The sequence below is a fragment of the Pseudomonas sp. TWR2-1-1 genome (assembly GCF_049897045.1).
GTDB lineage: Bacteria > Pseudomonadota > Gammaproteobacteria > Pseudomonadales > Pseudomonadaceae > Aquipseudomonas > Aquipseudomonas versuta.
In genome coordinates this window covers 73,086-98,695 of the sequence record NZ_JAFCVM010000010.1, presented here as the reverse complement: position 1 = coordinate 98,695, position 25,610 = coordinate 73,086, and the positions used below count along the sequence as shown (strand labels likewise).

Annotated in this window: 23 protein-coding genes and 1 other RNA gene; 8 read left to right on the top strand and 16 right to left on the bottom strand. The window is 54.7% G+C overall.

Annotated features, from left to right (window positions below):
- Positions 1–2: 2 nt before the first annotated feature.
- Genes ACP7BO_RS21585 through ACP7BO_RS21565 form a run of 5 tightly spaced genes read right to left on the bottom strand, consistent with a single transcriptional unit; the run spans position 3 to position 5,286 of the window.
- Positions 3–938: an acetaldehyde dehydrogenase (acetylating) gene (locus ACP7BO_RS21585; RefSeq protein WP_426212657.1), complete on the bottom strand. Its 936-nt coding sequence runs from the start codon at positions 936–938 to the stop codon at positions 3–5.
- A 32-nt stretch (positions 939–970) separates the two neighbouring features.
- The gene (mhpD, locus tag ACP7BO_RS21580; RefSeq protein ID WP_073510085.1) at positions 971–1,777 is read right to left on the bottom strand and encodes a 2-keto-4-pentenoate hydratase; all 807 of its coding nucleotides are present in this window, start codon (positions 1,775–1,777) and stop codon (positions 971–973) included.
- A gap of 14 nt (positions 1,778–1,791) precedes the next feature.
- On the bottom strand, positions 1,792–2,655 hold the full coding sequence (locus ACP7BO_RS21575; protein ID WP_060695365.1) for an alpha/beta fold hydrolase: 864 nt from the start codon (positions 2,653–2,655) through the stop codon (positions 1,792–1,794).
- 17 nt (positions 2,656–2,672) lie between these two features.
- On the bottom strand, positions 2,673–3,626 hold the full coding sequence (mhpB, locus tag ACP7BO_RS21570; RefSeq protein WP_426212655.1) for a 3-carboxyethylcatechol 2,3-dioxygenase: 954 nt from the start codon (positions 3,624–3,626) through the stop codon (positions 2,673–2,675).
- 1 nt (position 3,627) lies between these two features.
- On the bottom strand, positions 3,628–5,286 hold the full coding sequence (locus ACP7BO_RS21565) for a bifunctional 3-(3-hydroxy-phenyl)propionate/3-hydroxycinnamic acid hydroxylase (protein ID WP_426212653.1): 1,659 nt from the start codon (positions 5,284–5,286) through the stop codon (positions 3,628–3,630).
- 134 nt (positions 5,287–5,420) lie between these two features.
- Between ACP7BO_RS21565 and ACP7BO_RS21560 the strand changes: the two genes are divergently transcribed.
- The 5 genes from ACP7BO_RS21560 (at position 5,421) to ACP7BO_RS21540 (ending at position 11,814) form a co-directional block, all read left to right on the top strand.
- Complete coding sequence (locus ACP7BO_RS21560; protein ID WP_426212651.1) at positions 5,421–6,197, top strand: DNA-binding transcriptional regulator; 777 nt, start codon at positions 5,421–5,423, stop codon at positions 6,195–6,197.
- 66 nt (positions 6,198–6,263) lie between these two features.
- Positions 6,264–6,521, top strand: coding sequence for a hypothetical protein (locus tag ACP7BO_RS21555; RefSeq protein WP_426212649.1), 258 nt, complete (start codon positions 6,264–6,266; stop codon positions 6,519–6,521).
- Positions 6,522–7,387: 866 nt separating this feature from the next.
- Complete coding sequence (locus ACP7BO_RS21550) at positions 7,388–7,537, top strand: hypothetical protein (RefSeq protein WP_162207700.1); 150 nt, start codon at positions 7,388–7,390, stop codon at positions 7,535–7,537.
- The gene (locus tag ACP7BO_RS21545; RefSeq protein ID WP_426212647.1) at positions 7,518–8,603 is read left to right on the top strand and encodes a DNA cytosine methyltransferase; all 1,086 of its coding nucleotides are present in this window, start codon (positions 7,518–7,520) and stop codon (positions 8,601–8,603) included. The genes ACP7BO_RS21550 and ACP7BO_RS21545 overlap by 20 nt, the downstream gene beginning before the upstream one ends.
- Before the next feature lie 94 nt (positions 8,604–8,697).
- Positions 8,698–11,814, top strand: coding sequence for an N-6 DNA methylase (locus ACP7BO_RS21540; RefSeq protein WP_203307652.1), 3,117 nt, complete (start codon positions 8,698–8,700; stop codon positions 11,812–11,814).
- Positions 11,815–11,889: 75 nt separating this feature from the next.
- On the opposite strand, the gene ACP7BO_RS21535 is transcribed toward ACP7BO_RS21540, so the two are convergent.
- A complete protein-coding gene (locus ACP7BO_RS21535) occupies positions 11,890–12,558 on the bottom strand; it encodes a hypothetical protein (RefSeq protein WP_143513823.1) in 669 nt (222 codons plus the stop codon).
- Positions 12,559–12,709: 151 nt separating this feature from the next.
- Between ACP7BO_RS21535 and ACP7BO_RS21530 the strand changes: the two genes are divergently transcribed.
- On the top strand, positions 12,710–12,955 hold the full coding sequence (locus ACP7BO_RS21530) for a helix-turn-helix domain-containing protein (protein WP_090399705.1): 246 nt from the start codon (positions 12,710–12,712) through the stop codon (positions 12,953–12,955).
- A 62-nt stretch (positions 12,956–13,017) separates the two neighbouring features.
- Here the strand turns inward: ACP7BO_RS21530 and ACP7BO_RS21525 are convergent, their stop codons facing one another.
- Both ACP7BO_RS21525 and ACP7BO_RS21520 read right to left on the bottom strand, forming a co-directional pair.
- Positions 13,018–13,986: a DUF932 domain-containing protein gene (locus ACP7BO_RS21525; protein ID WP_090399707.1), complete on the bottom strand. Its 969-nt coding sequence runs from the start codon at positions 13,984–13,986 to the stop codon at positions 13,018–13,020.
- Positions 13,987–14,035: 49 nt separating this feature from the next.
- On the bottom strand, positions 14,036–14,365 hold the full coding sequence (locus ACP7BO_RS21520) for a hypothetical protein (RefSeq protein ID WP_090399709.1): 330 nt from the start codon (positions 14,363–14,365) through the stop codon (positions 14,036–14,038).
- Positions 14,366–14,731: 366 nt separating this feature from the next.
- Here ACP7BO_RS21520 and ACP7BO_RS21515 point away from each other — a divergent pair, with 366 nt between their 5' ends.
- Positions 14,732–14,956 carry a helix-turn-helix transcriptional regulator gene (locus ACP7BO_RS21515; RefSeq protein WP_090399712.1) on the top strand — a complete coding sequence of 75 codons (225 nt, stop codon included), beginning with the start codon at positions 14,732–14,734 and terminating at the stop codon, positions 14,954–14,956.
- Between the two features lie 364 nt (positions 14,957–15,320).
- Positions 15,321–16,406, top strand: coding sequence for a hypothetical protein (locus ACP7BO_RS21510; protein WP_426212642.1), 1,086 nt, complete (start codon positions 15,321–15,323; stop codon positions 16,404–16,406).
- A 3-nt stretch (positions 16,407–16,409) separates the two neighbouring features.
- Here the strand turns inward: ACP7BO_RS21510 and ACP7BO_RS21505 are convergent, their stop codons facing one another.
- The 8 genes from ACP7BO_RS21505 to ACP7BO_RS21470 form a co-directional block, all read right to left on the bottom strand.
- Complete coding sequence (locus ACP7BO_RS21505; protein WP_090399716.1) at positions 16,410–17,072, bottom strand: hypothetical protein; 663 nt, start codon at positions 17,070–17,072, stop codon at positions 16,410–16,412.
- Positions 17,073–17,316: 244 nt separating this feature from the next.
- Positions 17,317–18,552: an integrase domain-containing protein gene (locus ACP7BO_RS21500; RefSeq protein ID WP_090399718.1), complete on the bottom strand. Its 1,236-nt coding sequence runs from the start codon at positions 18,550–18,552 to the stop codon at positions 17,317–17,319.
- A gap of 182 nt (positions 18,553–18,734) precedes the next feature.
- Positions 18,735–19,126, bottom strand: a transfer-messenger RNA (tmRNA) gene (gene ssrA, locus ACP7BO_RS21495).
- Between the two features lie 76 nt (positions 19,127–19,202).
- Positions 19,203–19,502 (bottom strand): hypothetical protein, encoded by a 300-nt coding sequence (locus ACP7BO_RS21490; RefSeq protein ID WP_073510082.1) that lies wholly within the window; start codon positions 19,500–19,502, stop codon positions 19,203–19,205.
- Positions 19,503–19,743: 241 nt separating this feature from the next.
- Entirely contained in the window at positions 19,744–22,548 is a 2,805-nt protein-coding gene (locus ACP7BO_RS21485; RefSeq protein ID WP_426212639.1) for an FAD-binding and (Fe-S)-binding domain-containing protein, read from the bottom strand.
- A complete protein-coding gene (locus ACP7BO_RS21480) occupies positions 22,545–23,216 on the bottom strand; it encodes a lactate utilization protein C (protein ID WP_397454863.1) in 672 nt (223 codons plus the stop codon). Before ACP7BO_RS21480 ends, ACP7BO_RS21485 begins: the two co-directional genes overlap by 4 nt.
- On the bottom strand, positions 23,213–24,673 hold the full coding sequence (locus ACP7BO_RS21475; protein ID WP_426212637.1) for a LutB/LldF family L-lactate oxidation iron-sulfur protein: 1,461 nt from the start codon (positions 24,671–24,673) through the stop codon (positions 23,213–23,215). Before ACP7BO_RS21475 ends, ACP7BO_RS21480 begins: the two co-directional genes overlap by 4 nt.
- Positions 24,670–25,494: a (Fe-S)-binding protein gene (locus ACP7BO_RS21470; RefSeq protein ID WP_426212635.1), complete on the bottom strand. Its 825-nt coding sequence runs from the start codon at positions 25,492–25,494 to the stop codon at positions 24,670–24,672. Before ACP7BO_RS21470 ends, ACP7BO_RS21475 begins: the two co-directional genes overlap by 4 nt.
- Positions 25,495–25,610 lie beyond the last annotated feature (116 nt).

Here is a 25,610-nt window from a genome sequence, read left to right as displayed (position 1 = left end):
CCTCAGGCGTTGAGCATCGACTGCGCTATGCGCTCGGCAGTAGCCAAGGCAGCGGAGGTCATGATGTCGAGATTACCGGCGTAAGCCGGCAGGTAATGGGCTGCACCTTCAACTTCGAGGAACACCGAGGTCTTGAGCCCCGAGAATCTGCCCAGGCCGGGAATGTTCAGCGGCGCGTCTTCGGGGATGATGTCGAACTGCACTTTTTGCTTGAGGCGATAGCCCGGTACATAGGCTTGCACCGCCGCAGCCATCTCCACTATGGAGGCCTCGACCAGCGCCTGGTCGGCCGCTTCAGACAGCACAAACACCGTGTCGCGCATCATCAGCGGCGGCTCGGCCGGGTTCATCACGATGATCGCCTTGCCCTTGGCTGCACCGCCGATCACTTCGATGGCTTTGGAGGTGGTCTCGGTGAATTCGTCGATGTTGGCGCGGGTGCCGGGGCCGGCGGACTTGCTGGCGATCGAGGCGACGATTTCGGCGTAATGCACCTTGGCCACGCGCGACACGGCCGCGACCATCGGGATCGTCGCCTGTCCACCGCAGGTGACCATATTGACGTTGAGCTGACCCAGATTCTGCTCCAGATTCACGACCGGCACGCAGTACGGGCCGATGGCTGCCGGGGTCAGGTCGATCAGGCGGATGCCAGGTTTGATCGAGCGCAGGAAGGCGTCATTCTTGACGTGGGCGCCGGCCGAGGTGGCATCGAACACGAAGTCGATGTCCTTGAAGGTGTCCATGCGGGTCAGGCCTTCAACGCCTTCATGGGTCACAGCCACGCCCATGCGCGCGGCGCGGGCCAGGCCGTCCGAGGCCGGGTCGATACCGACCATCACGGCCATTTCCAGATGCTTGGCGTTACGCAGGATCTTGATCATCAGGTCGGTGCCGATGTTGCCGGAACCGATGATGGCGACTTTGAGTTTCTTCATTGTTATTGCCTCATGTGCACGCAAGTCGCCGATCACTCGGCGCTACTGTCTACCGTGAAGTCCACACCGACTGTGCCGATGCCTTCAATTTCAGCTTCGAAACGATCACCACCGGCCACCGCCACCATCGGCCCGAGTGCGCCGGTCAGAATGATGTCGCCCGCCCGCAGCGGATCGCCGTGGCGAGCCATGGTCCGGGCCAGCCAGACGGCCGCGTTGAGCGGATGCCCCAGGCACTCGGCGCCGCTGCCGCTGGACACTTCTTCACCATTGCGGGTCATGCGCATGCTCGCTTGGCGCAGGTCAAGTCCGTCGATGCGTCGAGCCGGCCCACCCAATACAAAGCAGCCACTAGAGGCGTTGTCCGCCACGGTATCGACGAAGCGGATGTTCCAGTTCTGTACGCGGCTGCCTACGATTTCCAGTGCCGGGACGACCCAGCCGGTGGCCGCCACGACGTCGGCAAATGTAGTGTCGGCGCAGGGTAGATCGCGTTCGAGGATCAAGGCGATTTCGGCCTCGATCTTCGGTTGCAGCACGCGGTTCACGGGCACGCTGGCGTTATCGCCGTAACACATGTCGGCGAACAGGGTGCCGAAGTCTGGCTGGTCGACGCCCAGCTGTGCCTGCACCTTGGGATTGGTCAGGCCGATCTTGCGGCCGACCACGCGACGGCCGTTGGCCACGCCGTGGTCGACGTTGAGGCGTTGAATGCTGTAAGCGGCCTCGGCGTTGTTTTCGCCGATCTGCTCGCGCAGTGGCCCGATGGCTTCGCCGTGGGCTTCGGCCTGGCGCAGGTCAGCAGCGAGCTGGCGCAGTGTGTCTTGAGTCAGGTTCATGTCGGCCTCGGTGATCAGTGGGTCAGGAAGTCCAGGACCATGCGGTTGAACTTCTCGGCGTGTTCCCACTGCGCCCAGTGCCCGCAACGGTTGAACACATGCAGTTGGGCTTTGGGCAGGCCGGCCAGCAAGCGCAAGCCAGTGTCCATCGGCACGAAGCGGTCCTCACGGCCCCAGACGATCAGGGTGTCGGCGGTGATTTCGTGCAGGCGGTGGCTGAAATCCGGAAATTGCTTGGGGTTCAGAGTGCTGCTCTTGACGAAGTTTTCCAGGTGTTCGCGGCGCGCCAGAATATTGTCCAGGCGGGTCTGGAACAGTTCGTCGGTCAGGCCACTGGCATCGAAAACGAAGACGTTCATCATCTTCTTCAGGTTCTCGATGGTCGGCTCGCGGTACAGCGCGCCGATCAGCTTGATGCCTTCAGTGGGCTGGGGAACAAATGCGCTTGGGCCGCCGGTACCGCCCCCCATCAGGATCAGTTTGCCGATCCGCTCAGGATATTCCAGGGCGAAGGCGACGGTGCTGTGGGCACCCATGGAGTTGCCGATGATGTGTACGCGGTCCAGGTCCAGCACATCGAGCAGGCCCTTGAGCGCTTGCGCATTGAGGTTCGAGCGCGAGCCTTCGCTGACGATCGTGTCGCTTTTGCTCCAGCCTGGGCAATCCATCAGGATCACGCGGTAACCGGCATTGAGCAGCGGCTCGATATTGCGTTGGAAGTTGGCCCAGCCGCTGGCGCCCGGGCCGGAGCCGTGCAGCATGACCACGGTTTCGGCACCTTCGCCAACGTCGTTGTAGTGCAGTTGCAGGTCCAGATCGCCTTCCTTGATACGGGCAAAGCGGCTGGTGGAAGCTTCGGTGAATGCAGTGGTTGTCATGGCAGAGTTCCTTGAATTCAATGGTGGTTGTTCAGCGGCTGTGCGCCGATAGCGCCGAAGCCTGCAATCCACTCGGGAATTGGACGGTAGTAACGACCTTCGGTTTGGTACGGGCCGAAGGCTCTAAGGGCGGCGAAGGCGGCGACCCAGGTTTTCACTTCATGTGTGGATTTGCCGGCCAATGCCGACAGCTCGTCATTGCCCAGCGCATCGAGTTCGCTGAGGCGGTCCTGTTCAAGGGTGTCGAGAAACTGCTGGTCCCAAACCGGATTTAGCGGGTGCAGACTGTGTTGGTCTTCAACGAAATCCCGGGCAGCCTGGATGACTCGTTCCTGGCGCGCCTGTCGCTCGTTAGCTGGCAATTGGCGACCGCTGCCCATCAGCCGATCGGCCATGCGCGCATCGACTTTGGCCAGTTCCGGCACCGGAGGTTGATGGGACAACCCTCCGGAGGCCAGGAACAGCACGCGTTTGTTCAGCGACTGCGCCCACTGGCCAATCGATTCACCGAGCAGACGGGCACGCTTGAAGCCGGGCAGGGGCACGGCGACCGAGTTGATGAACACCGGGATCACCGGGCAACCTTGTAAGCCACCCAGCAAGAGTTCCAGCGGTTGGGCGAACGCATGGTCGACCTGCATGCGATAAGACACAGCGGCGTCGATACCGGCATCCAACACAGCCTTGGCGCAGGATTCAGCCAGTGCTTTGGGCACGTTCAGGGGACCGGCGGCGGTGTCGAAATCGCCGATGGCGTCGGCCGCCATGCCGATGCAGAAGGCCGGCATCATGTCGTAGAAAAAACCGTTGTAGTGGTCGGGGCCAAACAGCACCACCAACTCCGGGTCGAAGCGGGCGATGCGTTCACGGGCACCGCTGATCATGTCGTCGACCTCGGCCAGCACTTCTGGCTCTGGGTCTACGTAGCCCACCAGTGGGGTGTGAGACATGCAATGCAGATAGGCGCTCATATCACGCCACCTTGCTAACAACAGCTTTCGCAGCCGGTTGCGGCAGGACTTTGAGCGCCCGGGCCAGTGCTTCGCAGGTTTGGTCAATGGTCTGGGGGATGGCCAGGCCGGCGAGGAAGCGGTCTGGGCGTACCAGGGCGATAGACGAACTGCCGCGAGCGAACCATTCCTTGAGACGACCGGTGCTGTCTCCGACGCGGATCACATCAGGGCCGGCATCACTCGGTGCTCTGAGCTGGACATCCGGCAATACTTGAATAAAGCGCGTGCCCAGGGCTTTCCATTGCGTAATTTGCGCCGGCGTCAGGCCCCAGGTCGGATCGCAGCCCCAGGCGATAATTGCAAAGTTTTCGCCGATCACTTCATCCAGCAACACTGTGGTGCCGGCGTCAGTCAACACCTTCGGCTGAATGAACATCTTGCCTACCGGCGAGCCCTTTTCACTCGGCACGATCAAGGCGCCCCGGGTGTATTGCGGCATCGGTTTGAAGCGCATTTCCACGAAGTAGCGTTTGACCGGCGGCAGGTAGTTGAGCAACCACGACACGCCATCGCGCAGGGTGCCTTGCCAGCGTTTGGGCGGTGCCAGCACGTGGCCCGCGAGCACTGAAAGATTGATCATGGCCTTGGCGTGGTCGCGGCGCTCCTGTTCGTAGCTGTCGAGCAGGCTGTCGGCCGCCAGCCCCTTGATCACCAGCGACAGCTTCCACGCCAGGTTCGAGGCATCGCGCATGCCGCTGTTGTACCCTTGGCCTTGCCACACCGGCATGATATGCGCGGCATCGCCTGCCAGCAGCACCCGGCCCTGACGGAACTGACCGGCCAGACGAGCGTTGTGGGTATAGACGCGGCTGCGGATCAACTCGATGTTGTCCGGGTTCGGCAACACCTTGGCCAGTAGCTTGCGCATGTTCTCGGGCTTGCTCAGCTCTGCCTCTGTTTCGCCGGGCATCACCATGAATTCGAATCGACGCACGCCATGGGGCAGGGCGGCGGACACGTAAGGACGCACGGGGTCACAGCAAAGATAAACATGGGGCGTGGCCAGCGGGTCGTTGGCAATGTCGACCACGATCCACTGATTGGGGGCGGTCTTGCCTTCGAAGCTGATGTCCAGGCTGCGCCGCACCAGGCTGTTGCCGCCGTCGCAGCCAATCAGGTACTTGGCCTGCAAGCGCTCGCTGCGTCCCTCTGAATTTTTGAGCGTGAGCGCTACACCACTTTCGCTTTGCTCGAAGCCTTCGAGTTCGCGACTGAACAACACCTTGACGTTGGCAAAACGCGCCAGACCTTCGAACAAAACACGGTCGGCCAAGGGTTGAATGAACGCGTTGCGGCGTGACCAGCCGAACTCGTCGGTTTTCGGCTGAATATCGGCAAAGCAGCGACCCTTGGGAGTCAGGAAGCGCATGGCGTGCCACGGCGTGGTGTGCGGCAGCACGTTCTCGGCCAGGCCGACGGCTTGAAAAGTACGCAGGCTTTCGTCGTCCAGACCGATGGCGCGGGGGTAGTCGATCAGGCTGGCGAGCTTTTCCACCAAGGTGACGTTCACGCCACATTGACCCAGATAGTTGGCGATCATCAGGCCAACCGGGCCGGCGCCGACAATCGCGACATCGGTGGTCAGGTTCAATGAGGAAGGAGTGGATGCAGAACTCATGGTCATCTCCGTACAGCGCTTTTGGATTTCTTATTGAGCGAAGTATGGAAATCACAGGGCTGGTCGACAACGAGAACTCTTGTTAGCGTGCACTGAATGCACATGATTGATTTACAACAATAAAGGACCCAGCCATGAGCGAGACCGAATACAAAGCCGTGCGTGGCCTGATGCGGGGTTTGGCACTGATTAATGGCTTGAACCGCTTCGACGGCGGCGCCAGTACCGCGCAAATGGCTGAGCAGAGCGGGCTGCATCGCACCACCGTGCGCAGGCTGTTGGAGACCTTGCAGGCTGAGGGTTATGTGCGGCGTAGCGAGTCGGATGACAGTTATCGTCTGACGTTGAAAGTGCGCGAACTCAGTGAAGGTTTTCGCGATGAGCAATGGATCTCCTCCATCGCCGCGCCCTTGCTCGGAGAGTTGTTGCAGCAAGTGATCTGGCCCACCGACCTGTGCACGCTGGACGGCGATGCGATGGTCATTCGCGAGACCACTCATCGCTTCAGCCGCCTGTCGTTTCACCGCTCCATGGTTGGCCGGCGCCTGCCCTTGCTAATGACCGCGACCGGGCGTGCGTACTTTGCGTTCTGCCCACCCGCCGAACGCGAAGAGCTGATCGAATTGATGATCAGCCGCGAAGATGAACAATCGGTGCTGGCCGCCGATCGTCGTTTTGTCGATCGGCTGGTGGAGCACACCCTGGCCAAGGGGTATGGCGAAAACAACTCGCACTGGGGCCTAGAACGCAAGATCGCCGCCATTGCCATCCCGGTCATACACCACGAACAGGTGATGGGCTGCCTGAACCTGGTGTACATCGCTAAAGCGATGCCCATTGAGGAAGCCGCCCGTCGCTACTTGCCGGCGATGCAGTGCGTAGTGAGACAGATCCAGGCTCAATTGGGCTGATGTTGCCTGCGTCTGATAGCCAACTCACCGGGTAAGGCTTACTGGTGTTGGGGGAGCAAACACCAGTTGCCTGCACGCTGTGCCGACCATGAGTACTTTTTCATCCAGGACCTGCGCCCGGTCATGAGCATGTGCCGGGTCAACATTCGCAAAGACCTGGCGCAGATGGCGCTGTTGGAGTTAGTCATCGCTCTGGTGCTGTCTACCGTTATCAGCCTGAGCGTACGCCGCATTTCCCCCCCTCAGGCAGACAGTCGAAGCCATGGCCACTATCGCCAGTGGCGAAGGCGACCTGACTCTTCAATTACAGGTAAACGGGCGTGACGAGTAAGCGCGTTGGCCAGGCAGTTCAACGTGTTCACTGACAAACCGAGCCACGTCGTTGCAGAGATACAGCGGGCAGGAACTCCATCCATTCCATCGGCAGAACACCTTGGAAGGGCCGTTGCGTAGCTCTGTTGCCCTGTGGGGCGCCGGCAAGCAGGCATACGCGGGGCGCGTAATGCTGTGGGGGGGTATTCACGAATGCCCAGAAACAAGAAAGCCCGCACGGGGCGGGCTTCTTGGGTGTTTCGCAGACTGTCTGAGACAGGTCTGGACAGCTATTTGGTGGGCCGGGGTAATCTGAACTGGATTCATAACTTATTGGTTTTTATAGGTTTGTACGTATTTTGTTTTTTCTTGGAATACTCTTTGGAATACCAAGTCCATTTGAAATGCTTTGAGGCGTGATCGGCCAGGTCGATGATGTTCCACCTGACCGTGGGAGCCGAGCAAAGCAGATGCCCCTTTGTAACGTCAGTATCGCGTCTAAATCCATCATGTTCTTGCCACTTAGATTTTAGGTTAGCCCGGCTTGTGGGCGGCGTTGTTATTGAGTTTTGACCTTGTTTTGCTGGGGATTATGGTTGTTGATGTTTTTGTCCCCCATTTTGTGATGTCGTGAGGCAATGCCGGGTACAGCGATGGATAGGTCGACGGATCGTCCTTACGAATGTCCCATAGGTCGTCAAGAATCGTCACGGTTTTTTAGACTGCTGGATGTATCCACAGTTCACCACTTTGGTGTAAGGTGGTGAGAGAATTTTGCGAGTATGCATGTTATGTCGATACAGCGAAGACGGCAGGACGCAGGCGCTCATGAGCGTAGCGTTCGTGCATCCATAAGCTTTCCTGAAGAGCAGTACTCCGTGCTGGAAAAGATCGCGGCAGAACACCGGGTCTCGCTTGCATGGGTGGTACGGGATGCGGTCGATGGGTACTTGAAAGCGCGCTGGCCGCTTTTGGCGCAGGGCGAGAGCTCGGAAGAAAAGAAATCTGATGCGGGTCAACGTGAATAATATTTTTGAGAAAGATGGGGAAGAAATCCGGGTCCTGTCTTTATTTTCCGGATGCGGCGGAATGGACTTCGGTATCGAGGCCGCCGGAGGCCACATCGTTTTTGCAAACGACATCCTTAAGGATGCGTGTAAAACGCTGGAAAAGTATTTTCCTGATACTGATGTGAGGAATGGCGATATATCGCAGATCCTCGCATTTCCGAGTGCCGATGTCGTCGTCGGCGGATATCCATGCCAGTCTTTTTCTATGGCTGGCAACAGGGACCCCAAGAGAGACGAGCGCACGAACCTCTATAAGCAGTTTTTGCGAGTAATCAGCCTCGTCCGTCCTAAATATTTCGTGGCGGAGAATGTTTCTGGATTGAAGCAATTGGGGGCGGGTAGCTTTCTGGAGGAACAGGAGACGGCCTACAGGCAGGAGGGCTATGTTGTGAGTCATCACCTCATAAACGCCAAGGCATATGGAGTTCCTCAATCTCGCAAGCGTCTAATTATTGTCGGAGTAAGGAAGGACCTAAACCAAGTTTTTGAATTTCCGCCTGAAACACACGGGAAGGCAACAAAGAAAAACCCTGATCTGAAGCCTTATACTTCTCATGGCGATGCAATTTTGGATTTGCCTCTATGGCCTGAGGGAGAGTTTTATGAGCGTCCGCATGATCCTGAAGGCCATTTTTCTTGGTACTTTATGTCCCGGAACCGTAAAGCTAAGTGGAGTGAACCAGCGTATACAGTGGTTGCTAATTCGCGGCATATAACGCTGCATCCAGCAAGTCCAGTAATGAAACTGACATGGTCGAATTTGGCTGATGGGTGGAAGCAAAGGTGGGACTTTTCGGACGAGTATGAACACCTATCCGCAGACCCTACTCGACCTATCCTTGAACTACCGAGACGACTCTCCTGGAGAGAGTGCTCCCGCATTCAAACATTTGGGCGTGATTTCGAGCCGGTAGGCGATACCGACTCGAAGTTTACTCAGATTGGTAATGCCGTACCGCCAATGCTTGCTGAGGCAATTTTCAAACATCTCTTTACCGGAGCTGGATTGAAGAGCATGGCGTAGAAAAATCTGAACAAGGTAGAGGCGCTGACGGCGTTTGGATTCTCTAGTCTTCTGCGACGATAAAAATTACGTCAATTCTAATAGGGTTATGGCAGTGCCAAAAATTGCATCACAGCTCGTCAGTAAAGTTGCGTCTGCTTCTGAGGCCGCAAGGAACGAGGCGCAGTTGCGACATGAGCTGGAAGGTGCTCTTAAGGTAGCTTGCGAAGCACGAAATATTCCATGGACGCCATTCCAGCTGGAAAGAGCGCTTAAAGAAGCCGGTAAACCCACTAAGTTTGCTGATGTAGCACATGGAGCAGTGGTAATCGAGTATGAGCCTCCGAGATCGTTCACTGGACGTCTCAATAGCAAGGCTAAGCATGCTCGTGATCAAGCTGAAGAATACGCTGTCCTTATCTCGGCCGAAGAAGGCCGTCTTTTAGAAGACTATGTATTAGTTATATGGGATGGATCCCATATCAGCTTTGGCAGTTTTGAAGATGCATGCCCGCAATGGGATGGTGTCATTCCTTTTGACATCAGCGCCGCAAATCGATTATTGGCTTTACTTGAGCAGGATGGCCGTCCGCTTGTTCACCCTCAGCTATTACAGGCGCTGGTTGGGCCAGATTCCGATCATGGGATTGCTCTAATTCCTGCTCTTTACGACAGTATATGTCGAGCGGAGTCGACCTCTCGTACTTCCAAAACGAAGATGCTTTTTACAGAGTGGCGCAGGCTTTTTAGTCAAGTTGTCGGTTTTCAGCCTGCTAATATGAAGACGCTGCTTGCTCGGCAAGAAATATCCCATGATCAACCCTATGATGAAAATCCTGCTGCTTATCTTTTTGCTCTGAATACTTATATTGCGATAATCGCCAAAATTGTCACTGCATGCGCTCTTCCTCGGCCGAGCCAAAATCTTCTGGATTCGACTGTGCCAGTGGTTGATCGTTTGCGTGCAGTTGAAACGGGCGAGCTTTTTGAGCACTCAGGTATTCTAAATATGCTCAGCGGCGATTTTTTTGCTTGGTATTTAGATGATAGTGGTTGGGAGGATTACAGTCCTCATTTAGACGCATTGTTTGGGAAGCTCTCCGGAGTCGACTTCACAATCGCAAAAAAACATCCGAATACTACGCGAGATTTATTTAAGGGAATATACGAGCGCTTTATTCCTCGCGAAGTCCGGCACGCTCTTGGGGAGTTCTATACACCTGACTGGCTTGCCGAGCATGGGATGGATCTCATTGAGTGGGGGGCGGAAGACTCGCTTACTGATCCGACATGCGGCTCAGGCACGTTCCTGTTGGAGGCGCTGCGTCGGCGTCGATTACAGCAAGGCGATAGCGCCACTGCAAAGTCTCTGCTTTTGGGGCTGCATGGAATCGATTTGAATCCGTTAGCAGTACTTGCCGCCAAGGGATCCCTGGCTGTATTTCTTTCCCCATTTTTGGATCCTGCTGATCCTATACGCTTGCCGGTCTACTTGGCTGACGCCATAAACCCTGCTCGCGTAAGCAGCGGTCTTTTCCCAAGCTACAGCTATGTCATGCAGACCGAGGTCGGCCCTAGAGAGTTTTCAGTGCCGGAGGCGATGATTAGCCATGCGGAATTCTTCAAGGTATTTACAAGAATCCGGGGGTTAATCGATGCAGATGTTATTGCCGCTAAAATAAACAGTGCGATTCGACCTGATCTTAAGGGAATGCAGTTGGATGATTACGATATTCAAACTGTCGAGACGACTGTCGGAAACCTAGTGTCGCTCCATGAGCAAGGATGGAATGGGATTTGGTGCGCCATTCTTGCTGATCGTTTTGCGGCGGGTGCCATCCCACCATCGAGTCATGTTTGCGGTAATCCTCCCTGGGTGAAATGGAGCAATCTTCCGGAGGAATACACCAAGACGATTCAGGCGCAATGCAAGCAGCTTGGTGTTTTCAGTAACGATAAATGGGTCGGTGGAATCGAGGCAGATATTTCCACAGTTGTGACTTACCAAGCGATCTATCATTACCTGGCCCCCTCGGGGCGGCTTGGCTTTTTCCTGCCCGGCTCGGTCTTTACTACTCCCTCAAGCGCTGGCTTCCGCAGATTCTCTGTCGGTCCCAATAACGTGAACTGTAAAGTGCTATTGGTTGAGGATTTTGATGCAATCAGTCCATTCGACGGTGTGACCAACATGCCTCGTTTCCTGGCTCTAGAACGAGATGCTTCGACTGTTTTTCCTGTACCGTACCGTGTCTGGACTACGGGTGATGTGCCGGCCTCAACTTTACGGAGGTCAAGGAGTGCTGAGGAGTTTCGTCGAGCTGCAACTCAGATCGAATATACGGCTGTTCCTGTGCCGGGTGGGGAGGGAGGCCGACCTTGGCTTACCGGCCCGCATGAAGAGCAGGTGGTGTTCGCTAAAGTTTTTGCTGGTGCAGAGCGAGTGTACCAAGCTCGCAAAGGCGTTACGGCAGACCGTAACGGAGTGTTTTGGGTCTATGAGGCGGAGGAGGGCGATGAAAATACAGTTACAGTACGAAATGCCGCCTCCATCGGTAAAACGAAAGGTATTCCGGAGATAACCGCTCGAATTGAGTCCGAACACCTTTTTCCGCTACTCAGAGGTCAGGGAGTCAGACCGTTTTGTGCTGTTCCGGACGAGCATCTACGTATCATAGTTCCTCAGCGTGGGATGCATGGAGATACTGAACTCGCGGTTCATTCTCCGTTGGTGTTCAAATTTTTGAATCGTTTTAAATCCCATCTTGAAGGTCGCTCTAGCCTCAAGAGGTTCCAAAAGGGGCAGGCGTTTTATTCACTATGGAGCACTGGTGCATATACGTTTTCGCCTTACAAGGTATTGTGGCGTGAGATCGGAAAAGTTTTTGCCGCAGCCTATGTAGGAAGTGCGGTTACTAGCTTTTCTGGTGAAAAAATAGTGATCCCGGATCACAAACTTTACTTTATTCCCGCTGAAACCGAGGGAGAGGCTGCATATCTAACCGGCTTTCTAAATGCTCCTGTGATTTCCAGCACAGTATCGGCCTATGCTTCTCGGTTAAGTTTAGGGGTGAGCGTGGCGGAATACTTGAATATCCCACGCTACGATGAAAGTAATGCGCAAATTAGGGCGATCCGAGATTTATCACTTGAGATCACCGCTAGGCTTAATGGTGCGGCCGAAAGTGAGCTTTTAGCTCTTGATATGCATGTCAAAAAATTATTGAATTTTTAATGGCTTTGACGGGGGCGTGACTTCTACTGATAGAAAATCACGCCTCAGCTATAAACATTAGAGTAGGCCCAGGAGCTATTTTTTCCAGAGATGGTAGTCAGGGTTGAGGCCAATTACGTCTTGCTTGGAGTTATAACAGAACTCCATAGTGCAATTGCTTGTGTCGGAAGCCACCGGGACATACACAGGCAACCTGGCGCGACTGACTTGATCACTCCCTCCGTCAATGGTCAGGTCGCAGCTATCGCCTTGTGGGTCGCACCAGATGTCGTAAGTACCGTTAGCTGTTGGCGTTGCTTTCACAGAGGAGGTCATAGGTGTTGCTACGTTGTTGCCTGCTGGAGCTCCTCCGAATAAAGGCCCTGTACCATTTTTATATGCCCAGTCAGTTCCGTCGGTTCCTGGATGGACATAAAAATCTAAGTACACAACGTACTTCATGTCTTTTTCAGTATTGCTTTTGCCACGATAGTTACGACTGTTGTCTATGCATTTATCTAGCTGTGGAATGCATGTGACGACCTCAATAGTAGACTCTTCTCGCATTGTGGATTGACCACTTTGGTCTTGGTACTGTACTACATGTTTTTCTGGTCTAGTTGAATCGGTACAGTGCTTAATGTTGCTTCTTAAAACTTCACATTTTATAGCGTTCGGGGTTTGATATTGGCTCCAAAGATCTGCTTTAGATTGCGTCGATAAAATTATGAGTGCTGTTGCGAAAAGTACATTAGAAATTTTCATAGCTTCCGTTGCTTTCCTTACCTTAGTTTTGAAGACTTGGCGTTGATGCCGTGAGGGGCTCGGTTGGGGTCTCGCACGCTACGTCAACGAACCCGAAAAAGGGTCGTAAATACCGTGGTCGTTTAGGCATCATAGCGCAACGATTCTCGGCATGGAAAGAATCTCCGCAAGCCTTGATAAAGACCGTGACCTTGTACGTTTGGGGGCTGCTGTGCGTGCTCGTCGACTTGAGCTTGGGCTTTCCCAGGAAGCATTAGCCGACTTCGCGCAGATCGATCGGTCCCATATGGGAAAAATCGAGCGTGGAGAACGAAATGTTACGTTCTTGAATATCTTGCGCATTGCCAAAGCGATCCAACGCAAGCCATCTGAGCTGCTGGGTGACGCCGGGCTTTGAAAATCACTGTCTTCCAACGACGACCTCCCAGCCTGTTTGATTCGGGCTAAGAGGCCGTTGCTTTATGCCGCAAGCTTTAGGGCCGCATTTAGTGCTCGTTGCTTGAGAATTGCCCCCTGGCCGAACCATGCGGAATCCATGCGGTACTCACTACTTCGAGCTCGACGCTCGTGGTCCACATACTCCGTTACAGCGTTGAGTAACCCCCAGGCAGTACCCTGAGCCGACTCCAATGTCGATCCGCGTCCCTGTCCTTCGTATAGACTTTGCACCTTCCGCAATGCCCGCTCATTAGGCAGGACTGTCGGTAGCGGACTATCAGGGCTGGTGTCACACAATACGTTCATGAAGAAACTCATCGCCTCGGGCCACTGAACCTTTCGCTCAGACAGATTTTTCATTCGGTACATGAACTCGTCCCATTGAGAGACGGCGATACCGAGCTGCTTTTTCACCGCTTGTGAATCGAAACGCGTGCTGTGCGGCACTTTGATAGCGTTGGCTACGCCGTCCAGGGCTATGGTCAACGTGTTGTTGCATACCACCCGCACCGTGGTCGGTGTTGCCGTCGTGGCCAGCGTACCGTCACAGGAGGTGGCAAGCAGCAGGTAGCCATTTACCTGGTCGTTACCACGGAGCGTCGTGCCTTGCCCTGTTCGGGCCAGCGCCCAGAACTTACGACCACCTTTCAGTACCCCGGCCGTTTCTAGCTCGTAGCCTGAAACCTCGGTGAGGTCTCTGTAGAACTCTAATACCTCACGGGGCTGCACCACTTGGTAGCGTTGAGATACGACCGAGAGAGCGACTTTCGTATCGGAGCGGTACAGTACTTTCTGTTCAGGAAAGGTGTGAATGCTTCCCAGGTGGCCGACAGACCCAGCTTTGTAGTGGACCGGGCTTTCCTGTATCAGCCAGTTCATGCCCGCTTCCTGTTGCCAGACTTCCAGAGGTTGCTTTTTCGTTAGTTGGTTGCCAAGTCCATGCCAAGGAGTAGCACCGACATAAGCCATTTGATCGATAAGATGAGCCATTATTTAACTCGCTAACAAAGATTTATGAAGTTCAAAGCCTTTTGAGTTATTAGCTTCTGGGCGTAAAAGAATGGCCACAACTTAAACACTGCAAGTTGTTAAGTATTCTCGTGTCGACCTGTTCCCCAACAGTCGCGCCAGCGATGCCACCAGCTACTCCACCGAATATCCCACCGATAAGAGCGCCAGCGATACCCCCTATCGCAATGCCTATAGGGCCACCAGTTACACCTAGAGTTGCGCCTAGCTCTGCACCTGATAACGCTCCCGTGGCACCACTTGTGGCACCTCCTATAGATCCAATGAAACCGCCAGTCTTTCGTCCGATATTTCTAGTGGTTATGCGAGAAGAGTTGCAGTTCGGGCAAGAGTTGTTCATTTGAGTTTCCGTAATGGCGTTATTGTCGTAGATGGGGTTTCGCTTTGAATAATCTATATATTCAATTAAGTAATATGTATTTCAAATAAGTTTGAATGGGGTATTGATATTTCGCTTTAATCAGTTCTGCTTATATTTGCATATGAAGTAATTTTAATATTCTATTTGGTTATAAGTGTCGTGTTCCAGTTAGGTCTACAACCGCTGTGCGTGTTGGTTCTTCAGGAAAGCTTGGGTTAGTTCTTCAGGTCGTCATTCTTAGGGCGTAAGCGTGGTGTATTTTTTTACGTAAGCACAATTTCGCACGCGATCCGCATGAATATTTAAAGTCGATCCATAGCCAATTTGACTCACGAGAGGTTGACGATGGAAGCGCAGGCGCAACGGCAAATAAGGGTTCTCCGGTTGAGGCAGGTCCAAGACCGTATCGGTTTATCGCGGTCCACAATTTATGATCGGATGAACGTCAATTCGCCCAGGTACGATAAAACCTTCCCCAAGCCGATAAAGCTTGGCTGCTCAGCTGTTGGATGGCTGGAAGCGAATATCAACGACTGGATTCAGTCTAGGGCAACCGACTCTGAGCTCTGAGTCGCCGTTGGTCGTATCTGGCGTAGCACTAACTCGATGGTTGTGGTTCTGCAACTATGCCTTTTTGCTCCGGACCAACGCTTTGCAGATTTCTTCCTGTGCCTAGACTCCCTTATGAATCTCCTATAGAGGAATTCTGGATTCTTTGTTATTGGTGTTAATTAGTATTAGCTCTAAGCATTTGTGAGCATATATACCTATTGATAGCTCTGACTTTTGTCAGTGAGCTATCAATGGTGAATAGGTTTGTCGAATAATGAAAGTAAGCAATGAATGAGTGTTCCGTCAGGTGAGACGTTTGTTGTGCTGGCTAAAACTGTGCGCACATGGCACAGGATTATAGAATGATGATGCAGAGGTGGGGATGAAAAGAGTAGATAGATACGTTGAAGAGGCATTGTTGGAAAGTACCACATCGTATTTCGATAGTGGTACATCCGGAGCAATCGCAGTCAATGGGGAAAGAAGTGCGATACTGAAAATTAGCGCAATAGAGAAGCTCGTTCAAAAAGTGGCCGAGACTGATGATGATGTGGCATATCTCCACGAAGGTTATGGTGGGCAGAAAGTAAAGCTGACCAGCATGGGGGAAAAACTGTTGGTTTATATCTGGGCCAAGCAGGAGATTCAGCGGTATTACCCAATTCATGATTTCAGCCCATTGGTTAATGTTTTCTTTCAAGCGACTGAAGAACATGCTTTTCAATATTACAGTCACCGAAATCTAAAAAACTTTCACGGTGATCTGCTTGCGCTTGTCGATTCGATTAATGTTGCTGTTGAGCGGATTAGATTCTTGGTGCGTGGTGCGGCTTTCAGAAAGCAGCTAAATGCACACCGTAGACTTTCCAATAAAAATTACAAAAGCCTGATCGCGTATATCGATGCTATTTTTAAAGACACATCACGAGTATTGGTTCTGCGAGTGGATTTAGGATATTCGAAGCTGGTCGGCGGTGGAGGAGTGCGAGAGCAATTAGATTTCGAAGATGTAAAATTGCATAGAGAAAGGTTAATGGGTATGTTGAGGCGTAAGCTTCCTACAAACACATTGCTAGGGCATTCCTGGAAGTTGGAGTACGGACTGTCCAAAGGATATCATTATCACTGCATGTTTTTTTTAGATGGTTCTCGGGTCAGGGAGGATATAGGCTGGGCCAGAATGATCGGTGAGACATGGGCCGACAAAGCGACCCACGGAAGAGGGGTGTATTACAATTGCAATCGTAGAAAGGATGCGTATCGTGCTTGCGGCATTGGTATGATTGAGCACTCTGACAAGGATAAGCGAAAGAATTTGCAAAAAGCAGCGGTTTACTTAACTAAGATTGAATATTACGTTCGAATAGTTATAGATGGAAGAGCTAGAACTTTCGGTCGTGGAGAGATGCCGAAGCGGGCAGTTAAGAAAAGAGGGCGGCCTCGTCGGTCGTCCTGTCTTGGAGTATGAAAACTACCTGGCGGAAGGTGTAAGTATACGGTTTAATGAGTCTCGAAAGCTTGCGTCTTCTTTAGACCATTGTCTCAGATTGCTCACGATCCGCGTTTTCGTTAAACTGATTTTGTTACTTTTTATAAAGGCGCCTAGCTCCTCTTCTATTGACTCTGCTGCATGTGTCAGATCATCCCAGCCGTCGCTTGGACGTCTTTGGCTGATTAACAGCAGTGCCTGATCCTTCGCTAATTGGAATGTTTCACTTCGGGCTGCCGCTGCTGCTTGCGTGGTTCGTCGACGTAGTGCAGCGGGGATATCCAGTAGTGAATTGAATTGCGCATGCACAGCAGCGCCTTCAACGTAGGCGCTGGCCTGCAAAGCCAACGCTATAAAGGCTTCATAATCCTTGCGAGCTAGAGCTTGTAGGGTTAAGTCGGTTAGAGCGGCAGCACGTAAAAAAGGGTAATGGGGACTGAGAGGAGTTGAAGCAAGATAGTTAATTAGCTCATCATTCAGGCGCTCCTGATCGAGATCGCCGCTCTCTATGTTGACTCGAATGCTCTGCATGTATTCGTCAAATTCAGTATCTTCGAATATGAGCTCATACGACGTTCGAAGTGATTGTCTTAAACCGTGAATGAATTCATCTATGTTAATTTTAGACAGCTTTTCAAACGACATTCGTATCGTTCCTGGAGTTTGTGGTGTTTTGTCTAATCGTTATTAGGTTGTTCATTTACTAACAATTCACTTGGGGCGCGTAAGTCGTTGCAAGAACCACTGCCATCATGGCGTGCCACTTTATCAGACAGGAAGGCAGCGAAAAAACGCTGCCTTCACTTAGCTCTGTAGATCGCAAGCTAATGCCTGCTCACGGGCCACCCGAAGATGAGACGTTGGTCTTCCAACTCATTGAAGTGTGGCTTCAGTCCTGGCAGTCAATGATTGCGGCGATTGAAAGGTTTCCGGTAGCCGCTTCCTTGATATGCTCGCTCCACCACTTCATCATTGGGCGTCGACGCTCAATGTAATCGGCCCGATTATACGCGCTACGTACCTCGTCCTTGTCGACGTGAGCAAGCGCAACCTCGATCAGCTCAGGATCCCACCCGTGCTCGTTGAGGATGGTGCTGGCCATTGAGCGCATTCCATGGCTCACAAGGCGGCCTTCAAATCCCATACGCTTCAGCGCCATATTGGCCGTTTGGCTGTTGCAATGGGTTCGGGGATTACGGTCTGCTGGGAAAACATGCTCGCGGTGGCCACTCAGCGGCTTTATAGCCTCTAGAAGCCCTAAAGCCTGTTCCGTGAGTGGGATGATGTGAGTCCGACGCTTTTTCATCCGCTCCGCTGGTATTGTCCAGATCTTCTTGCCGATATCGATGTCTGCCCACCGTGCGGTAGCTGCTTCTGCGGGGCGAGTCATGGTGTGAAGCTGCCACTCAATCAAGCAACGTGTAGTCCTTTTTATGCTGGCATTGGCCACAGTCATCATTAGTTCTTTCAGTTCGTCTGGCGCGAGCGCTGCCATGTTTTTCTTCTTCGGTTTCTTGAAGACCGAGCGAATCCCGCTGAGTGGATTTGAGTGAATCAGGCCGGAGTTCACGCCGTAAGTCATGATTTCGTTAAGACGCTGGCTCAGTCGCTTCACGGTCTCAAGGCTGCCTTTGGTCTCAAGCGGTCTAAGCAATTTTATGACCTCCGGCGCAGTGATCGCTGAGATCGGGGTCGTACCCAAGTCGGGGAAAACATGCAGCGTCAGCGAACGCCAGATGTCCTCAGCATAGGCAGTCGTGACGGAGTCTTTTTTGAGCTCGAACCACGCGGTGGCTACGTTTTTAAATGTGTGTTCCGTAGTCGCTCTTAAGGTTTTTCGATCCGCGTCGCGCTTCTCCTTCGGATCTATCCCTTGCGCTACCAACTCCCTGGCTTCTACGGTCCGTTTCCGGGCTTGAGCCAAGCTCACCTCCGGAAAGGTGCCAAGGCCCATGTTGATTCGTTTTTTGCTTGCTGGGTGAATGTAGTTAAAATTCCACAGCTTTGAGCCATTGGCTCTCACCCTCATTTGAAGGCCGTCGCCATCAGTGAGGATGTAGTCTTTTTCTTTTGGTTTCGCTGCTTTGACTTTGACGTCTGAAAGCCGCGTGGCTTGAGCACCCATGGTGATCTCCGATACTGCGTGTATTCCAAAAAATACCAGTCGTGGGTTTGGAATACCACGTGGAATACACGAATTGTAGGATGAACTCAGATACCATCGGACACCATTGGACCTGAAAGCCCCGTATTTGCTGGATTTCAGGCACAAAAAAAGACGCCCTTGGACGTCTTTAGATGTAAAAGTGGTGGAGCCGGGGGGATTTGAACCCCCGTCCGCCAGTACTCCGCTGTCGGTACTACATGCTTAGCCGTATCTATTAAGTTAACCCTCAGCGACCCGAAGGGCAGGGTGCTTTGGGCGAGTTGTGTAAGTTTTAGCCGATTCGTCCACAACGTACTGCACGGCGATCCTGTTCTATATGACAATCACTTCAGGTTTACAGGCATCCCCTAGTGATTGCTGGACCCGAAGGTACCAGGAGGATGGCTAAGGCAGCTTACGCTGCGAGAGCTTGACCCTCGTAGGTTTCGTCATTGGCAACTATAAGTAGTTGCAACAGTGGATTTACGAGTTCTGTTACCAACTCGGCATGCACCTAGAGTTTCGCAACCGGCGTCGAATCCTAAACGGCCCCGATGCTTGCTGTGTATAACCAGCAAGCTAGCGGAGTCTACGCCTATCCAGCGCAGAAGGCCAACCCCATCAAGGGTTTACTTGCCGTCACCACCACCTTTGTTGACATCCTGGATCCGCTGGAGCACTTGGGTGGTGGTAGAAATGCAGGCTTTGTCATCGCCGCCAGCTTTTTCGGCTTTAGCCTTATCGTAACCGGCCTTGATGTCGTCGGAGGTGTTTTCGCTTGTCTGGCCAGAAGTAGCCATGGCGTTTTCAATTTTTTGCAGGTTGATGGCGCACAAATCATCCTTCGCAGGAATGGTTTCAGCCGCAAACACCGGAGAGGCCAACATCACAGCGGAAATAAACAGACCAGCAAGAGCGGTACGCTTCATGGGGAAAACTCCTTGTGCACATGATAGGCCCGGTGTTTCCGGGCTCGGTTATATGCCCCAAATCGTGGGGCATTAAGCCAATTGACTATAGCCGTGCTCAGGAGTTCTGCTTGTATTTGGCCATCACTGAATCATTTTTTTTGTGCCCAAAAGCGGGGCGTTTTTTGGGTGGCCGTAAGGGGCATTGCTGGCAAGCCAGCTCCCACAAAAATTTCCAAAAACTGTGGGAGCAAGCCCGCTCCTACAGAGCGGTGGTCACCCGGTCTACCAGATACACCAGCCCGTGGTAATCAATCCCGCCATGCTGGCTCAGACCGATTTCGCATGTGCGGCTTGTCGATATACCTTCACTGCAATGCTGCACGGCGTCTTTCAGAGTACGCAGCGAGTGGGCGTTCAACTCCGGTGTGGTGAAGCCTTTGTCGCCGGCAAATCCGCAGCAATGAATCCCTTCGGGAATTACCACCTGGGAACTGCACAGGCGTGCGATGTCGATCAGCGCCTGACTTTCGCCCAAGTGCTGGGTGCTGCACGTGACGTGCACAGCAATCGGTGCGGCTTGCGGGGTGAAACTCAACTTGTCCACAAGGTGGGTGCGGATGAAGCGCACCGGGTCATACAGGTCCAGACGCGATTCTTTAAGGTCTTGCACCAGGCGCAAGGTACACGGGCTGGTGTCGCAGTAGACCGGATCAAGCCCGCCGCGGCTGGCATGCAGCAGTGCGCCAATGAGTTCCTGGCGCTTGTGTTCCGCCTGTTCGGCATAGCCTTTGGAGGCAAACGGCTGGCCGCAGCACAGGCTGTCCATGTTGTCGGGGAACACCACCTGGTAACCGGCTTTTTCCAGCAGACCACGGGTTTTATCCAGCAGCGAGATTTGCTCGCTATCGCCTGCCGCAGGCCCCATCACTCGCGAAACACACGCCGCCAGATATACCACTCGCGGTCGTGCATCCTTGACCGCAGGGCTGAGTCGAATCGCGCGTTCGGGTTGTGGCATGGCATTGGTCCACAACGGCACGCGGCCTTTGCTGGCTTTGGTCAGTGCGGCCGAGATTTTGCCCAGCCGTGGCGCGCCCAGCAGCATGCGTGCGCCATTGGCCGCATGCAGCATGAAACGGGCACCTTGCAGCGTGGTAGCAAAATGATTGCCCAGCCAGTCGGCGGTTTTCACATTCCTGGCGCTGCGGGCCCGGAGTTTTTTTACCAGCTCGCCGGTGTTGATGCCGACCGGACAACGCTGTGCGCATAAACCGGTAGCGGCGCAGGTGTCGATTCCTTGGTAGGCGTAGGCTTTTTCTAGCTCAAGGGTGTCAATCCCTGCGCGTTTTTTGGCCTGAATGTCGCGCCAGATCACAATCCGCTGGCGCGGGCTGAGGGTCAGGCCTTTTGATGGGCACACCGGCTCGCAAAAACCGCATTCGATGCACTTATCCACAATCTCGTCTGCGGCGGGCATCGGTTTGAGGTGCTTGAGATGGATGTGCGGGTCTTCGCTGAGAACCACATCGGGGTTGAGAATGCCCTGGGGGTCAAGCAAGCGCTTGAGCTGCCACATTAACTGGTAGGCATCGCTGCCCCATTCCAGTTCTACGAACGGCGCCATATTGCGCCCGGTGCCATGTTCAGCCTTGAGCGAACCGCCAAACTCCACGGCAACCAGCTGCGCCACGTCATCCATAAACGCCTGGTAGCGCGCCACTTCTTCGGGGTTGTTGAAGCCCTGGGTGAAGACGAAGTGCAGATTGCCCTCCAGTGCATGGCCAAACAGGATCGCTTCGTCGTAGTGGTGTTTGTCGAACAGCTCGATCAGGCGATTGACGCCGATGGCCAGTTGTTCGACCGGGAAGGTCACGTCTTCGATGATCACCGTGGTCCCGGTTTTGCGTACGGCGCCGACGGCCGGGAAGGTGTCTTTGCGGATTGCCCACAGCTTGGCGTTTTCGACCGGGTCCTCGGTGAAGTCGACTTGTTTCTCGACCGGGAACGCCGCCACTGACGCCATGATTTGTGCCAGTTGTTCGTGTAATAAAGTCGAGGTTGCGGCGCGGGATTCGATCAGAAGGGCACAGGCATTGGCCGACAGTTGTTGTACGAAAGCCGGCATGCCCGGCTTGTCCTGCACCGAGCGCAGGCTGCGACGGTCCAATAGTTCTACGGCTGACACCGGTTGATTTTTCAGGACGGTGACGGCGTTGCAGCAGGTTTCAACATCGGGGAACACGATCAGTGCCGAGGCTTTGTTCGGATGATCGATCACCGTGTCGTAGGTCACCGCGCTGATAAAGCCCAGGGTGCCTTCGCTACCCACCAGCAGGTGGCTGAGAATATCCAGCGGGTCGTCGAAATCCACCAGGGCGTTGAGTGACAGGCCGGTGGTGTTTTTCAGACGGTATTTATGGCGAATTTTTGCAGCCAGTTCGGTGTTGGCGCGGGTCTCGCGGGCCAATGTCGCCAGCTGTTCGAGCAATGGACCATGGCTTTGGCGGAAGGCGGCGACGTTGCTCGCGTCTTCGGTGTCGACCCGGGTACCGTCGGCCAGTACTACGCGCAGGCCAGCCAGGGTGTGGTAGGTGTTTTGCGCGGTGCCGCAACACATGCCGCTGGCATTGTTGGCGACGATGCCGCCGATTTTGCAGGCATTGATCGAGGCCGGGTCGGGGCCGATCTTGCGCCCGAACGGTGCCAGCCAGGCGTTGGCCTGGGCGCCGATGACGCCGGGTTGCAGGCGAATTTGCATACCCTGGCCGCGTATCTCCTTGGCGTTCCAGTTATCCCCAAGCACGATCAGCACCGAGTCGCTGATGGCCTGGCCCGACAAGCTGGTGCCGGCGGCGCGAAAAGTCACCGGCACCTGGTCGCGGCGGGCGAGGCGCAACAGTTCGACTACTTCGTCCTCAGACTCGACGCGTATCACCAGCTTGGGAATCAGCCGATAAAAGCTCGCGTCAGTACCAAAAGCCAGGGTTGAAAGCGGATCGTCGAAACGGCGGTCTTGCGCGATCAATCGTTCAGCGTCTCGCACAAAGGCAGCGGGCAGGCTCATGCATCCTCCAGGATCAACACCACCAAGTCTTTCGGACCGTGGGCACCGTAGGCCAGCACTTGCTCAATGTCGGCGGTTTTCGATGGGCCGGACACCAGCAGGGCATTGGTTGGCATGCCGGCTGCCCAGTTCATTTCTCGCTGCACTTGATAGAAGTTGTCGCGGATTTCACTGGCTTTGAGCAGGGCGAAATGCACGGGTGGCACCAGGCTCATCAAGCGCGGCTCTTCAGGCGTCGGCCACATGATCAAACTGCCGGTGGCGGCAATTGCGCCCAGGGTCGTGGTCAGGCTGGCCGGGGTGTCATTGAACAGTTCGGCTTTCCATTCTTCCACGGGACGGTTGTAGGCCTTGAGAGTCGGCAACGCAGGATTCTGCGCCCAATGCGCCGTCACTTTCTGGCCGTGTGCTGTGGCGGGCGCGATCAACAGGCTCGGTAACTGCCGGTCGGTGACCAATTGCGCCAACAGTGCAGGCCAGTCCTGTTCGGTGCTGAGGTGGATCTCGGTATGCACCGCTTCCATCAGTTTGCGTAGCTGAGGGATGCGTTGTTCCGGGGTGTAGGTCCACGGCTCTGTTACCAGCACTTCGTCGAAGTTGTCAGGCACCGGTGTGGTCCCTGTCAGACTGTTGCGCAGTTTGTTGAGGATGTTTTGTTTAGCGCTCATCGCGGGTCTCCCGATTTCTTCGCCATGTGCTCGCGGGCCATATCGTGCAGGGAGCGGGCAGCGGGTTTGGGGGCGCTGTGGTTTTGCGTCCACGGCCCGACATTGCTCGGCGTGAGCCCGCGCAGGCGGGTAGCGGCCTTGAGAAACACGCGGTACAGGGTGGGGGAGCTGTTAAGCCTGGCCCACATGTTCCAGACCAGACGCTCTTTACGCGAGTACTTGCTGCCCTGGCCGCGCATGATTCGAGGCGAGGCATCCGGTGCCTTGACGTTCTCTTCGCGCAGGCGGCGCAGCAGGGCCGGGATCGGAATTTTTACCGGGCACACTTCGCCACAGGCACCGCACAGCGACGAGGCGCTAGGGTGATCCGGCACTTTGGCCAGGCCCACCATGTGCGGCGTGATGATTGCACCGATCGGACCGGGGTAAACCTCGCCGTAGGCATGACCGCCAATGCGCGTGTACACCGGGCAGTGGTTCATGCAGGCACCACAACGGATGCAGTTCAGCGTCTGACGTAGCTCGCTGTCGGCAAATGCCTGGCTGCGGCCGTTGTCGAGCAGTACCAGATGCACTTCTTCGGGGCCATCCAGTTCGCCGGGTTTGCGCGGGCCGGAGATCATGTTGACGTAGGTGGTGATCGGCTGGCCGAGGGCCGAGCGTGTCAGCAATGACAGCAGCGGCACCACATCACGCAGATGCTCGACGACTTTTTCGATGCCGGTTACGGCGATATGCACCGGCGGCACGGTGGTGGACATGCGGCCGTTGCCTTCGTTTTCCACCAGCAACAGGGTGCCTGTTTCGGCGACCGCGAAGTTGACCCCGGACACGCCGATGTCAGCTTCAAAGAATTTCTGGCGCAGGACGCGTCGGCCGATCTGGATCAATTGATCGACGTCTTTGGTGTAGTCCACACCGAGTTTTTCGTGGAACAAGTCAGCCACTTGCCCGGCGTTCTTGTGGATCGCGGGCATGATGATGTGGGATGGCTTCTCGTTGTCGAGTTGAACGATGTACTCGCCCATGTCGGACTCAAGGCATTCAATGCCCTGGGCGCCAAGCACGTGGTTCATCTCCATCTCTTCGCTGACCATCGATTTGCCTTTGATCACTTGCTTGGCAGCGCGCCGGCGAGCAATCGACATCACGATTTCATTGGCCTGGTCGACGGTTTCGGCCCAATGCACCTGTACCCCGTTGCGAGTCAGGTTGGCTTCCAGTCGTTCCAGCAGGTCGGGCAGTTTAGATAAGGCGCGGGCGCGCACGGCATTGCCCAGGGCTCGCAAATGCTCGCGCTCATGGGCGTCGCTGAAGGACGCGGCGCGTTTGGTCATCAACGAGTCCATGGCACTGCGAAAGTTATTTCGCAGTTGCGTGTCAGCCAAGGCTTCGTGGGCTCGCTCGCGGAAGTCTTCTTCAACCGCGACGGTGGGGATCAGTGTGCTGGTGCTCATTGCTGTCCTCCGGTGCGCTGCCACAAGAAGCTGGCAAGATGCTGGCCGCGCAGGGCCTGTTTCTGTTTTTCCAGCGAGCCATTGATATTCATCAGGCAGCCGCAGTCGGCAGTCAGTACCTGGTGCGCGCCGGTTTCAATCAAGGCGCGGGTCTTGTCGGCGACCATGGCCCCGGAAATATCCGGCATGCGTACGCTGAATGTCCCACCAAAACCGCAGCATTCACTTTCGTGGCTGTGGTCGATGCGCTCAACATTACTCAGTTGCGCGAGCATTTCGCGGCCATGCAGGTGGGTGTTCATTTCGCGCCGGGCGGAGCATGAGGTATGCAGCGCCACTTTGACGGGGGCACCACTGTCCTTGAATTGCACCTTGCACACGAACAGCAGGAATTCGGTGAGTTCGAAGGTGCGTTCGGCCAGGGCATGGACCTTTTTCAACGTCTCGGGTTCGTCCTTGAACAAGTCTTCGTAGTGTTCGCGCAACATCCCGGCACAAGAACCGGACGGCACGACCACGGGGTAGTCTTCGGCGAACAACGCCAGCTGTGAACGTGCAACTTCGCGGGCCTGATCGGTGTAACCGGAGGTGTAAGCCGGTTGTCCACAACAGCTCTGGCCCTGGGGATAGTCGACTGCGATACCTTCGCGTTCGATCAGGTGAATGGCGTCCATCCCGGCTTCGGGGAAGAACAGGTCCACTACGCAGGTGCCAAACAGATAGACCTTGCGCGGCTTGTGCGAAGGGTATTGACGAGGTGTTGGAAGAGGCGGGGCGACGCGGGTCGCATTCGGCACGGCGTTGTAAAAAAGCTCGCTCATCAGGCGTCTCCGGGTGGTCCCGGTTATGTGTCCGCGTCAGCGGCTGAAACCGTCTTCAGCCGCCAGGCAGACCGGGTTTTGAATGACTGACGCCGACATGCAGGCCGGCGCCTTTT